Here is a 13,434-nt window from a genome sequence, read left to right on the forward strand (position 1 = left end):
TGCCTCCTGGGAATTGCTTACTGCTGGGTATGTCTTTCTGGGCGTGCTTCTTCTGAAACACGCGAAAGGCGGACCCGCTTCCCGAAATCCCGGGAAGAGAGGTCCGCCCTCGCAGAACTCGCTCGACGAGCGCCTAGTCAGTCGGAAAGACGGACTCAGGCGACCGGAACGATGTTCACGACCTTGCGGCCGCGGTGGGTACCGAACTCCACCGAACCGGCGTCCAGCGCGAACAGGGTGTCGTCCTTGCCGCGGCCGACGCCCGAGCCCGGGTGGAAGTGGGTGCCGCGCTGGCGGACCAGGATCTCACCGGCGTTGACGACCTGACCGCCGAAGCGCTTCACGCCGAGCCGCTGAGCATTGGAATCGCGCCCGTTCCGAGTGGACGATGCGCCCTTCTTGTGTGCCATCTTGTCTCAGTCCCTTACTTCGCAGCCGTGGGGATACCGGTGATCTTGATCGCCGTGTACTGCTGACGGTGACCCTGACGACGGCGGTAGCCGGTCTTGTTCTTGTACCGCAGGATGTCGATCTTGGCACCCTTGTGGTGGTCCACGACCTCGGCCTGCACCTTGATGCCGGCCAGGACCCACGGGTCGCTGGTCACGGCGTCGCCGTCGACAACGAGCAGGGTCGAGAGCTCGACCGTGTCGCCAACCTTGGCAGTGGAAATCTTGTCAACCTCAACGATGTCGTCGACAGCAACCTTGTGCTGGCGACCACCGCTGCGCACGATGGCGTACACGCGGATCTCTCTCTCGCTCGGAACGGGGCCCCCGCAGTCCAGCCGCCCACAGAGCGGGCGGCCTCTCCCGACCCGGAACAGTGCCCACGACTCGGGAGGAAAAAGGTTTACAGGGGGTGGCGGTGCATAGGAACACGCCGACGGTCAAGGTTACGGGGCCGACCCGGAAGGGTCAAACCGGCCCCGCACCCCGGCTCACGTGGGCTCGCCGTCCGGCGGCAGCGGCTTGACGCCCTTGCACAGATCGGTCTTGTCCGCGCTGCCCGGCCAGGCCACGTCCCGCGTCCGGTCGAAGTGCGAGCGGTAGGTGTCGTGCACCGAGTCGTCGTCGATCTTCACGATCGCCTCGTCGTTCTCGCGCAGCGCGGGAGCGGTGTAGTTCTGCGACCCCGTGAAGGAGACCTTGTTCCGCTTGCCGTCGTACATGCCGTCGATGAGCAGGTACTTCGAGTGGATGATGTACGGCGTGGTCAGCCGGGAGCCGGGGCGCGAGGGGTCCCGGTCGTCGTTGAAGCAGCGCACCGAGGGCCCGCCGGACTTGTGGAGCTGCTCCCAGGTGCCGGGGGTGCCGTTCTGGCTCTTGGCGCTGTCCGTCTCGGCGTAGAGGATGCTCACCGAGCAGCCCGCCTTCTTCAGCGAGACGAGCTTGTCGGCGATCTGCTTCCGCGTGATCTTGAAGATCGCCGCGCGGACCTTGGTGCTCCGCTTCACTCCGGCGCTGTCCTTGTACGTGCACTTCACGTTGTTCAGGACGGAGTACATGGTGTCGGTCTCGTTGACCGAGCCGTTGCGCGGGAAGAAGTACGACTTGTAGCGCCCGCTGCTGACCGTGCGGTAGTCCCAGTCCTGCCAGCGCTTGCCCAGCATGTCCGTGAAGTACTCCGCGTAGGCGTCGTACATCGCCGGGTTGTTCGGCAGCAGGAGGGCGTCGTTGTAGAACTTCGTGTGCGCCGACGGCGTGGAGTTCGACGTCGTCTGCACGACGACGTCCTTGGCGCCCTTGACCTCCGAGAACAGCCAGAACTTGTTGTGCATGATCGATTTGCCGTACCGGGGGTTGCCGAGGCACGACTTCGCGGTCGGGCAGAGCGCCACGAAGGACGACTTGCTCTTGTTCGTCCCGAGCGCCTCCTTGAGCGTGGCGTACGAGGTGTTGGTCGGCCGGTCGCTCTTGCTGGTCTCGTCCAGCAGGATCTGCACGTGGACGCCGCGCTTCTTGGCGTCGACCAGGGCGTTGACGACCGTGGCCTCCCACACGTGGTAGACCGCGACCTTGATCGTCGAGCCCTTCACCGCCGACTCGGTCAGCTCCACGAGCCGGCTGCGGACCGCGTACTGCTGGTCGGGGGTGCCCTTGGGGTCGTTGAAGATCGGGCCCTCCGTCCAGGCCCTCGGCGCGTCCGCGGACGCGGTCCCCACGGAGCCCACGGCCTGGATACCCGCCGCCGACAGGACCGTGGCGAGCGCCACCGCCTGGCGTCCGCCCTTGACCGGCTTCACCGCACGGTGCCGTCCCGTGCCACGCAGGCGCGCTTGCGCCATCTCTCATCCCTCCCCCGAGGCCTGGACGCCGTCTCCCCAACCGCGTGCTCACGCCTCTGTTCATCCGTCGGACCGCACGAGTTTTACAGGTGGCCACACGTGCTCCAAGGCCAGGGGGGGTAGTTCACGCTTTCGAGCCACGGCGGCGGCGCTTCTCGGACACGCGCGTGCCCCCTGTCCGGCCGTGCGGCCGGACAGGGGGCACGGGTCGCGCCGGGCGTCAGCTCTCGCTGGACGCGGAGACCGAAGGCGCCGTCTGCTCGGCGGCCACCGTCTTCTTGGCGGTCGCCTTCGTCGCCTTCTTGGCCGTCGTCTTCTTGGCGGCCGTCTTCTTCGCCGTCGTCGTCTTGGCGGCGGTCTTCTTGGCGGCCGTCTTCTTGGCCGCCGTCTTCTTCGCGGGCGCCTTCTTGGCCGCCTTGCGCGCCGTCTTCTTGGCGGGGGCCTCGGCCTCCGCCGCGGGCTCCTCGGAGACCTGCGGCTCCTCCGCGGCCTGCGGCTTCTCCGCGGCCGGGACGACCACGACGGCGGCGTCCTCGGACGCGGTCGGCGCGGTGGCCTTGCGCACCGCACGGCGGCGCGGACGGGCCGGAGCGGCGTCCGCCACGGGCTCGGCGGCGGGCTCCGCCACCGGCTCGGCCTTCGGCGCCGGGGCCACGACGACCTCGGCGGCCTCGTCGGCCCCGCTCTCCGCGGCCTTCGGCGAACCGGCGGGCGACGTCGCCTTGCGGACGGCACGGCGACGCGTACGGCCCTTCGGCGCGGCGTCGTCCACGGGCGTCTCGGCGGCCGCGGGGGCCGCAGGGGCCTCCTGGGCGGCCTCGACGGCCTCCGGGGTGCCCACGACCGGGTCCTCGGCGGCCGGCGCGGCGGTGCGCGCCACGTCGGACTCGACGACGGGAACCTCGGCCTTGGCGGCCTCCAGCTCGGCCTGCGCGGCCTTCTCCGCCGCCCGCTCCGCGGCCTTGGCCCGCTTGCCCGACTTCTTCGGGGCGCGCGCCTTCGGGGCCTCCTCCTGCGGGACCTCGGACCGCTGCGCCTCGGCCTGCGGAGCCTCCGCCGGAGCGGACTCCGCGCGGGGAGCGCCCGCCGGAGCCGAGGCCCTGCGGGTCGCACGGCGGCGCGAGCGGCCACTGCGGGACGCGGCGGCCTCGGCCTCCGCGGCGCTGCTGTACAGCTCCTCGTCCGCGACGAACTCCGGCTCGGGCAGGGCCACCGGAGCGGCGGCCTCCGCGGCGACCTCGGCCTCGGTCTCGGCGCTCTCGACGCCGTCGGCGGCCTCGTGCTCGTGCTCGTGGGTGTGCTCGTGCTGGTCGGCGCCGCCGCGACCGCGCTTCTTGCGCTTGCCGCCGCCACCGGCGGCGGTGGGCTGCTCCATGTGCACGATGACGCCGCGGCCGTTGCAGTGCACGCAGGTCTCGGAGAAGGACTCGAGGAGTCCCTGGCCGACACGCTTACGGGTCATCTGGACCAGGCCGAGCGAGGTGACCTCGGCGACCTGGTGCTTCGTACGGTCGCGCCCGAGGCATTCGAGCAGACGGCGCAGGACCAGGTCCCGGTTGGACTCGAGGACCATGTCGATGAAGTCGATGACGACGATGCCGCCGAGGTCGCGCAGCCGGAGCTGACGCACGATCTCCTCGGCCGCCTCCAGGTTGTTCCTGGTCACGGTCTCTTCGAGGTTGCCGCCCTGGCCGGTGAACTTGCCGGTGTTGACGTCGACGACGATCATCGCCTCGGTCTTGTCGATCACCAGCGAGCCGCCGCTCGGCAGCCAGACCTTGCGGTCGAGGGCCTTCGCGAGCTGCTCGTCGATCCGGTACGTCGCGAAGACGTCGACCTCGGACGTCCAGCGCGTGAGGCGGTCCGACAGGTCGGGCGCGACGTGCTGGACGTAGCCGTGGATGGTCTCCCACGCCTCGTCACCGCTGACGATGACCTTGGAGAAGTCCTCGTTGAAGATGTCGCGGACCACCCGGACGGTCATGTCCGGCTCGCCGTACAGCAGGCTCGGCGAGCTGGTGATGGACATCTTGGACTTCTTCTGGATGTCCTCCCACTGCGCCTGGAGCCGCTCGACGTCACGGCGCAGCTCGTCCTCGCTCGCGCCCTCGGCGGCGGTGCGCACGATGACGCCCGCGTCCTCGGGGACGATCTTCTTGAGGATGGTCTTCAGACGCGCGCGCTCGGTGTCGGGCAGCTTGCGGCTGATGCCGGTCATGGAGCCCTCGGGCACGTACACGAGGTAGCGGCCCGGCAGCGAGACCTGGCTGGTCAGGCGAGCGCCCTTGTGGCCGATCGGGTCCTTGGTGACCTGCACGAGGACCGACTGGCCGGACTTCAGGGCGGACTCGATGCGCCGGGGGCCGTTGGCCATGCCCAGCGCCTCGAAGTTGACCTCACCGGCGTACAGGACGGCGTTGCGGCCCTTGCCGATGTCGATGAAGGCGGCCTCCATCGACGGCAGCACGTTCTGGACCTTGCCCAGGTAGACGTTGCCGACGTAGCTGGTGGCCTGCTCCTTGTTGACGTAGTGCTCGACGAGCACGTTGTCCTCGAGGACGCCGATCTGGGTGCGCTCGCCGTTCTGGCGGACGACCATCACGCGCTCGACGGCCTCACGGCGGGCCAGGAACTCGGCCTCGGTGATGATCGGCACGCGGCGGCGGCCCTGCTCACGGCCCTCGCGGCGGCGCTGCTTCTTGGCCTCCAGGCGCGTCGAGCCCTTGATGGACTGGACCTCGTCGGCGCCGGTGCCGGGCTCGCGGTCCGCGTCCTTCGCACGCCGCTCCCTCGGCTCGCGGACCTTGACGACCGTGCGCTCCGGGTCGCCGTCGCCCGGCTCGCCCTCGGCGGAGTCACCGGCGCGGCGGCGGCGGCGACGGCGACGGCGGCTGCTGCTGGAGCCCGAACCATTGGACTCGGCGGCGGACTCGTCCGCGTCGTCGTCCTGCTCGGCGCTGTCCGCGGCGTCCTCGTCGGCGTGCTCGGCGTCCGTGTCGTCGGACTCGGCGGCGTCGTGCTGGTCGCCCTCGTGCTCGGCGGCGTCACCACGGCGGCGGCGACGGCCCCCGCGGCGGCGGCGACGGCCCTGACGCTCGCCGGAGTCGTCGCCCTCGTCCTCGGAGTCGGCCTGGTCGACCTCGGCCTCGACCTCGGCTTCGGTGTCGTCGGGGGCCTCGGCGGGCTGCTCCTCGACGGCGGCCTTGGCGGGCTCGCGCTCCTCGGCGGCGGGCTGCTCGTCGGCGGCACGGCGACGGCGGCGACGGCGCGGCGCCGGCTCCTCCTCCGCCACCGGGGCGACGGTCTCCTCCTCGGGCTCCTCGGCGGCCTCGGCGGCGGCGGCCGCGGCGGCGCTCTCCGGGGTCTGGAACATCGGCGCGGCGAACACGGGCGCCTGGAAGACGGCGACGGCGGGGCGGGCCGGCTTGCGGCGGCCGTCCTCACCGGAGTCGTCGGCGACCGAGGCCTTGCGGGCCTTGTGGCCGGCGGGCGCGGAGAATCCGGCCGCGGCCTTGCGCGTGGCACGGCGGCGACGGCCACGCGGGGCGCCGTCCTCGGCGGACTCGGCGGGCTCAGCGGACTCGGCGGCGGGCGCCTCGACCGGGGCGGCCTTCTCCGCGGCCTTCGCGGGGGCCTTCGCGGAAGCCTTCTCCTCGGCCTGCCGCGGCTCGGCGGCGGCCTCGGCCGCGGGGGCCTCGGCGGCGGGCGCGGAGGCGCCACGGGTGGCACGGCGGCGCGAACGGCGCGGCGCGGCCTCCTCCGGCTGCTCCTCGGTGACCGGCTCGGGCGCGGCGGCGGGAGCCTCGTCGGCGGCGGCCGTCTCCTCGGCCACGGGCTGCGGCGAGCCCGCGGGGGCGGAGGCGCGGCGGGTGGCGCGGCGGCGCGGGCGCGCCGGTGCGGCCTCCTCGGCGACCGGCTCGGCCTCGGGCTCGGGCTCGGCGGCGGGCGCCGGGGTCTCCGTGGCCTCGGCGGCCCCCGGCGAGCCCGCGGGCGCGGAGGCGCGGCGGGTCGCGCGGCGGCGCGGGCGCGCCGGTGCGGCCTCCTCGGCGGCGGGCGCCGGGGCCTCGGCGGCCGGCGCGGCGTCCTCGGCCGCGGGCGCGGCCGCCACGGCCGGAGCCGCGGCCTCGGCGGCGCCGGCGGGCGGGCCCGCGGGGCGGGACGCGGCGCGGCGCCTGCGGCGCGGCGGCAGGGTGTCGCTGGGGCTGTCGTTCTGCGAGCCCTCAGTGGGGTCGTTCGGCTCAAGCATGCGGGCGGTTCTCCCGTCACGCTCCCGGGCGCCGCGCCTGGTCCGGTGATGTCCACGGCTCGCGCTAGGTGCGCGGGGCCGTCATCCGGGGGCGGGGGCGCCGCACGGGAGCTCTCTGTGTCTTGTCTCGCCGGTTCCGTACGCCCAAATGCGGACGGCCTGGCGAAAGTCTCGGTCAGTGCGCTGCCCGACCCAGATGGCTCCCGAGTACGAGGGCGGCGCTTCGACGTACGTCCTTACCGGGGGCCTTCCGTCGCAGGCGCCTTCGCGGCGGCAGTCACGGCGGCCGTTGATGCGGCCGGAACTGCCTCGCGGTCGGGCGCGAGCGGGTCGGTCACCGTGCCGGTCTCTTCATCGAAAAGCCCCTGCGCCAGCCTGGTCACCGCTGCGGGGACCGGCGGCGCCAGGTCGGCCACAGCTCGGAGACCGGACAGGACGTCGTCAGGTCGTACGGCAGGTGTTACGTGCCGAACAACCAGCCGCAGTATCGCACAGGGCTTGTCGCTCGGCCTATCGGTGTCGTGCGTGACCGCCTCGTCCTCGGCGATCGCTTCCAGGCTCACGACCGCTTCGCGGGCGTCGAAGGTCCGCATGCCGTTCTTCGTGCGGCGCTGCACCTCGACCGTCTCGGCGTCCCTGAAGCGCTCGGCGGCGCGGGCCGCGTCCGCGGTCTCGACGCCGACCAGGCGCAGCTCCCAGACGGAGGCGGTCAGCCGGTCGGCGAGGCCCGAGGTGCGGGACTCGACGGCGTCGGTGATGTCCAGGCCGTCCGGCAGCGACTCGTTCAGGAGGTCGCGCAGGACCTCGGGGTCGCGCGGCGCGGTGAGCGCGATCTCCAGGTACTCGGCCTCGCTGCCCGTGCCGGTGGGTGCGGCATTGGCGTACGACACCTTCGGGTGCGGGGTGAACCCCGCCGAGTACGCCATGGGCACCTCGGCGCGGCGCAGCGCACGCTCGAAGGCGCGCTGGAAGTCACGGTGGCTGGTGAACCGGAGGCGGCCGCGCTTGGTGTAGCGCAGGCGGATGCGCTGCACCGCGGGTGCGGGCGGCGGGCCTTCGGGCTGTCGCTTGCCCAGGGGAACTTCTCCTTGTGTGCGGTCCGGGAAGGACCCCCGCCTCGGCGGGGAGCAGCCTGGGCGACGCTTGCCCAGCGTCGTCCAGTCGGGATCACCCCCGCACAGGCGGGGAAACTGCACTCCCGGGGTTCTTCTCTAGATTACGCGGCTCGGGCGCGTCGAGTTCCCGCCGGGCCACCGGTACGGGCGTCGGCCGCGCCTCCACGAGCGCCGGTGGGGGCTCCACGGGGGCCCGCCGTGGCCGCGCGGGCGCGCCGAACAGTGTGCGGCGCACGTCGGCCCGCGCCTGGCGGATGCTCGCGCGGGCCGACGTCAGGGCCTGCCGGGTCGTGGCGCGCACCTCCCGCACCGCCTTGGCCGCGGGGCGCCACACCGTGTCGCGGACCACGTGGCCCACGGGAGTGAGGACGCAGCGGTAGGCCCAGCGCACCGGCTCGACGAAGATCCACCGCAGCAGCCTGGCGAGGAAGCGGCCGACGGCCAGCGAGACGTGTCCGGCGACGCGCCAGGCGTGGCCGAGCGCGGCGCCGACCTCGCGGGCGACGACGGCAAGGGCGCGCCCGACCGGGACGAGCACCCGGCGCCACACCGCGACGGCGGGCACGACGAGGACCCAGCGGCAGAGCGCGACGACGGCGGCCCAGAGGCCGCGCCCCAGCCAGGAGACCCCTGCCCAGAAGCCACGCCCCACCCACGACACACCAGCCCAGAAGCCACGCCCCACCCACGACACACCGGCCCAGAAGCCGCCCGCCAGCCACGAGACCCCGGCCCACACCCCGCCCGCCAGCCGGGCGACGCCCGCGCCGATCCTCGCGCAGCACCAGGCGATGCCCTGCCCCACCGGCGTGAGCACCGCTCGGCACAGCCACACCGCGGGCGCCACGAGCAACACCCGGCCCAGCCATGCGAGGCCCCCGCCGAGCGGCACCACCCCGTAGCGCCACAACCCCACCCACGGCCACACGAAGACCGCCTTGCACAGCCAGACCAGGGCGGCGCCGATGGCCCGGCCCGCGGCCGTGGCTCCGGCGCCGAGGCCGCGGGCCAGCCAGGCGAGCGCGCGGCCGAGCGGGGTCAGCGCCCGGGCGTGGAACCAGCGGGCCGGGATCACCGCGAGGCAGCGCCAGAGCCAGGCCGCCGGGGTCACGAGAAGGGTCCGCACCAGCCAGGCGACGCCCGCCCCGGCGCCGAGGACGCCCGTCGCGATGCCGCGCCCGACCGGCGCCAGCACGGACCGGTACAGCCACACCGCCGGCGCCACGAACAGCACCCGGCCCAGCCACACGAGGCCGGTGGCGAGCGGCACCGCTCCGTAGCGCCACAGCCCCACCCACGGCCACACGAACACGGCTCTGAACAACCATGTCAGTGCGGCGGCGACACCCCGTCCGACCGGCCTGAGCGCGCCGCGGTACACGAACCGTCCGGCCACGGCGAGCGCGTCCCACGCGAGGCGCACCGGCACGACGAGCACCAGCGCCACGATGCGCACCGGCACGCGGACGGCGACGGCGAGACAGCCCTCGGCGTGCTCGGGCGGTCGCTGCGGCTCAGCGCCGGGGGCGGGCCGTTTCTCCAGGTCCATGTCGTCCTAGACGCACACGGGTGCCGTTCGGATCCAGTACCGCAGCTTCCCGCCCCGTTCGTCCTCGAACGTGCCGCCCGCCGCCTCGATGACCTTGCGCGAACCGGTGTTGTCGGTGTCGCAGGTCACCAGGACGGACTCCAGGCCGAGGTCCGCCGCGTACGGCAGGCAGGCGCGCAGCATGTCGGTGGCGTGGCCCCGGCGGCGCGCGGTGGGCCTGACGTCGTAGCCGATGTGGCCGCCGTACTCGCGCAGGAAGCGCGTGGCGATGGTGTGCCGTACGGCGATGCGACCGACGTAGTCGCTGCCGTCGACGTACCAGAGGGACGTGACGGGGACGGAGAACGGCTCGGCCGGATAGGCGGCGGCGCGGGCCTCGGCGACGTACCGCTCGAAGACGGCGGGGTCGTGCCACGTGCCGCCGTAGGCCCGCAGGGTGTGACCGAGCGTCGTGTCGTCCGCGTCCCCGCCGCGCCCCTCGGCCCGGAACTCCTCCATCGCGGCGATGAAGGAGCGGTGCACCAGGCCGGTGGGCAGGGCGAGTTCGGGCACGCGGACGCGGCGCTTCGGTCTCGGTCTTCCTTCTCTCTTCTCCCGCTACTTCACGACCGTGAGCGGCAGCAGCTTCTTGCCGGTCGGGCCGATCTGGATCTGGGTGTCCATCTGCGGGCACACGCCGCAGTCGAAGCAGGGCGTCCAGCGGCAGTCCTCGACCTCGGTCTCGTCGAGCGAGTCCTGCCAGTCCTCCCAGAGCCAGTCCTTGTCGAGACCGGAGTCCAGGTGGTCCCAGGGCAGGACCTCTTCGTACGTGCGCTCACGCGTGGTGTACCAGTCGACGTCGACGCCCATCTCGGGCAGCGTCTTCTCGGCGCACCGCATCCAGCGGTCGTAGCTGAAGTGCTCGCGCCAGCCGTCGAAGCGGCCGCCGTCCTCGTAGACCGCGCGGATGACGGCGCCGACGCGGCGGTCGCCGCGCGAGAGCAGGCCCTCGACGATGCCGGGCTTGCCGTCGTGGTAGCGGAAACCGATCGAGCGGCCGTACTTCTTGTCGCCGCGGATCTTGTCGCGCAGCTTCAGGAGGCGGGCGTCGGTGTCCTCGGCCGAGAGCTGCGGGGCCCACTGGAAGGGCGTGTGCGGCTTGGGGACGAAGCCGCCGATCGACACCGTGGCGCGGATGTCGTTCGACCCCGAGGCCTCGCGGCCCTTCTGGATGACCTTCGTCGCCATGTCGGCGATCTGCAGGACGTCCTCGTCGGTCTCGGTGGGCAGGCCGCACATGAAGTACAGCTTCACCTGGCGCCAGCCGTTGCCGTACGCGGTCGCGACGGTGCGGATGAGGTCGTCCTCGGACACCATCTTGTTGATGACCTTGCGCATGCGCTCGGAGCCGCCCTCGGGGGCGAAGGTGAGACCCGAGCGGCGACCGTTCCTGGTCAGCTCGTTGGCGAGGTCCACGTTGAAGGCGTCGACGCGGGTCGAGGGGAGGGACAGGCCGATCTTGTCCTCCTCGTACCGGTCGGCGAGGCCCTTGGCGATGTCGCCGATCTCGCTGTGGTCCGCGGAGGAGAGCGAGAGCAGGCCGACCTCCTCGAAGCCGGTCGCCTTCAGACCCTTGTCGACCATGTCGCCGATGCCGGTGATGCTTCGCTCCCGCACGGGGCGCGTGATCATGCCGGCCTGGCAGAAACGGCAGCCGCGGGTGCAGCCGCGGAAGATCTCCACGGACATGCGCTCGTGGACGGTCTCGGCGAGGGGGACGAGCGGCTGCTTGGGGTAGGGCCACTCGTCGAGGTCCATGACGGTGTGCTTGGAGACCCGCCACGGCACGCCGCTGCGGTTCGGCACGACACGGCCGATGCGGCCGTCCGGGAGGTACTCGACGTCGTAGAAGCCCGGGACGTACACCGAGCCGGTCTTCGCCAGACGGAAGAGGACCTCCTCGCGACCGCCGGGGCGGCCCTCGGCCTTCCAGGCGCGGATGATCTCCGTCATGTCGAGCACGGCCTGCTCGCCGTCGCCGATGATCGCGGCGTCGATGAAGTCCGCGATCGGCTCGGGGTTGAAGGCGGCGTGGCCGCCCGCGAGCACGATCGGGTCGTCGAGCGTGCGGTCCTTGGACTCCAGCGGGATGCCCGCGAGGTCCAGGGCGGTGAGCATGTTCGTGTAGCCCAGCTCGGTGGAGAAGCTGAGCCCGAAGACGTCGAAGGCCTTCACCGGGCGGTGGCTGTCGACCGTGAACTGCGGGACCCGGTGCTCGCGCATCAGCTCCTCCAGGTCCGGCCAGACGCTGTAGGTGCGCTCGGCGAGGACGCCCTGGCGTTCGTTGAGGACCTCGTAGAGGATCATGACGCCCTGGTTGAGCAGGCCCACCTCGTAGGCGTCGGGGTACATCAGCGCCCAGCGGACGTCGCAGCTGTCCCACGGCTTGACGGTGGAGTTCAGCTCACCGCCGACGTACTGGATGGGCTTCTGCACATGCGGGAGCAGAGCTTCGAGCTGTGGGAAGACCGATTCGACAGACATCGCGAACCTTCATGAGCCGGCAGGGGTGACCCTCAAGCCTAACGCGGCTGAGGAGTCCCCCCGCACGGCCGCCGGTCAGCCGCCCAGCGACGCCCGCAGCTTCCGGCGGGACGCCTCGGCCCAGACCTGCGGCAGTTCCCGCTCGCGGTCGGCGGCCGACGCCTCCTCCTGGCCGTACAGCAGGCCCCAGCTGAAGGCGCTCTCCCCCGCCAGGTGCGCCTGGACGGCCAGGGCCCGCAGCGCCTCGCGGGCGACCACGCTGTCCTGGTGGTCGCCGAGGACGCTCTGCACGGCCTTCATCCGCCGGGCGAACCGCTTGGCCGCCTTGCCGAGCGCGGGCGTCGCCGCCTCGCCCGCGTACCGGGCCCGCTTGGCGGCCTTGCGGGCGTCGTGCAGGGCGAGGTCGCGCTCCTCCCCCGCGGGCAGCCCGAGGGCGTGCTCGACGCGGGCCGCGAGGCGGGCGTAGTCCTTGAGCAGCGCCTTGGGGAGCACGTCGGCGGGCGGCTTCGCGGCGGCGGGGCGCAGCGGCGGCTCGGCGAGGAGCGCGTCCACGGCGTCGAGGAGCGCGAGGTAGCGCCCGCCGTCGAGCACGGCGACGGTCCTGCCGCGCGATCCGGTGCGGCCGGCCACGGCCCAGACCCGGAGCCGGCCGCGGACCGGGCCGAGCAGCAGCGTCGTGGGCAGGCCGTCGATGCGGGCGGTGAGCCGCCGGGCGAGGACCTCCTGGTCCCGGTCGACGCCCAGTTCGCCCGCGAGCCACTTCAGCTCCTCGCCGAGGGGGTCGGTGACGGTGCGGTCGAGGATCTTCCGGTACGACTTGAAGGCGCTGCGCATCCGGCGCGTGGCGACCCGCATCTGGTGCACCGAGTCGGGCAGGTCGCGGCGGACCGCGGGGTCGAGGGAGACGATCGCGTCGCGCTGGGCGCGGAGGTAGGCGACGAGGTGGTCGCCCGCGGTGCCGGGTCCTTCGCCCACGGACTCACGCAGCGCCTGCTCGACGGCCTCGCTCTTGCCGGCCCGCTTGCCGCTGCTGACGGCCCCCTCGGCGGGCGCCACGCGGGCCGCCCCGCCGCCTGTACGCGATTCCGGCGCCGTCTCCGCGAGGGCCCGGCCCAGCTTCGACGACGAGTCCGCCCGCCGTACGCCCGCCTTCTTGAGCTTCTTCTCGACCTTGTCGAGGAGCGCGGGGTCGGCGCCGTCGGCCAGCTCCACCTCCAGCTCGGTCCACTGGGCCGTGCCGCCGCCGTCGGTGAGCCGTTCGGCGACGACCGCGTCGACGCTGACCTCGGCGAGCAGGGCGCCCCCCGCGTCGAGCAGGTGGTGCGCCCGGCGGGAGGAGAGCAGCCGGACCACGGGCATCAGCTCGGCCTCGCGGACGCGGGAGCGCACGAGGCCGAGCAGGGCGCGCGGCACGGTGTCCGAGAGCGGTTCGTGGATCTCGTCGCGCACTCCCTCCGCGAGGGAGACCGGCAGCTTCAGGTGCCAGCCCTCGTCCGTGCCGCCGGTCCGGCGGCGCAGCGTGACGGACGCGGCGGCCAGGCGCTGGTCGGGGGTGTCCCAGTAGACGGCGTCCAGCTCGGTGACGCCTCTGTCGACGGAGTCCGCGACGGCCGCCCCGGTCAGGTCGGGCAGCTCGGCGTCCGCCGCGACTTCGTACTTTCGCTCGATCTCACGCTTCGTCTCCGCCATGCACGGAACCTATCCGCCGAGCACC

The 13,434-nt window shown here is 72.9% G+C and carries 9 protein-coding genes; all 9 read right to left on the reverse strand.

The window, feature by feature from the left end:
* Positions 1–155: 155 nt before the first annotated feature.
* The 9 genes from rpmA to DCW30_RS04810 all read right to left on the reverse strand — a co-directional run bounded on the left by rpmA (position 156) and on the right by DCW30_RS04810 (position 13,409).
* Positions 156–410 (reverse strand): 50S ribosomal protein L27, encoded by a 255-nt coding sequence (gene rpmA / locus DCW30_RS04770; RefSeq protein ID WP_062773847.1) that lies wholly within the window; start codon positions 408–410, stop codon positions 156–158.
* Positions 411–424: 14 nt separating this feature from the next.
* Complete coding sequence (rplU, locus tag DCW30_RS04775; protein ID WP_055566950.1) at positions 425–745, reverse strand: 50S ribosomal protein L21; 321 nt, start codon at positions 743–745, stop codon at positions 425–427.
* Positions 746–940: 195 nt separating this feature from the next.
* Entirely contained in the window at positions 941–2,287 is a 1,347-nt protein-coding gene (locus DCW30_RS04780; protein WP_076686396.1) for a phospholipase D-like domain-containing protein, read from the reverse strand.
* 220 nt (positions 2,288–2,507) lie between these two features.
* Positions 2,508–6,533 carry an Rne/Rng family ribonuclease gene (locus DCW30_RS04785; protein ID WP_119271281.1) on the reverse strand — a complete coding sequence of 1,342 codons (4,026 nt, stop codon included), beginning with the start codon at positions 6,531–6,533 and terminating at the stop codon, positions 2,508–2,510.
* Between the two features lie 236 nt (positions 6,534–6,769).
* A complete protein-coding gene (locus DCW30_RS04790; RefSeq protein ID WP_062773852.1) occupies positions 6,770–7,567 on the reverse strand; it encodes a TIGR03936 family radical SAM-associated protein in 798 nt (265 codons plus the stop codon).
* A 133-nt stretch (positions 7,568–7,700) separates the two neighbouring features.
* Entirely contained in the window at positions 7,701–9,197 is a 1,497-nt protein-coding gene (locus DCW30_RS04795) for a hypothetical protein (protein ID WP_076686394.1), read from the reverse strand.
* A 6-nt stretch (positions 9,198–9,203) separates the two neighbouring features.
* A complete protein-coding gene (locus DCW30_RS04800) occupies positions 9,204–9,749 on the reverse strand; it encodes a GNAT family N-acetyltransferase (RefSeq protein WP_076686393.1) in 546 nt (181 codons plus the stop codon).
* A gap of 45 nt (positions 9,750–9,794) precedes the next feature.
* Positions 9,795–11,720 carry a TIGR03960 family B12-binding radical SAM protein gene (locus tag DCW30_RS04805; RefSeq protein ID WP_129299882.1) on the reverse strand — a complete coding sequence of 642 codons (1,926 nt, stop codon included), beginning with the start codon at positions 11,718–11,720 and terminating at the stop codon, positions 9,795–9,797.
* Between the two features lie 75 nt (positions 11,721–11,795).
* Positions 11,796–13,409 carry a CYTH and CHAD domain-containing protein gene (locus DCW30_RS04810; protein ID WP_076686391.1) on the reverse strand — a complete coding sequence of 538 codons (1,614 nt, stop codon included), beginning with the start codon at positions 13,407–13,409 and terminating at the stop codon, positions 11,796–11,798.
* Between the last annotated feature and the right edge of the window lie 25 nt (positions 13,410–13,434).

Origin of the sequence: Streptomyces alfalfae, assembly GCF_004127445.1 — a bacterium.
Classification (GTDB): Bacteria; Actinomycetota; Actinomycetes; order Streptomycetales; family Streptomycetaceae; genus Streptomyces; species Streptomyces alfalfae.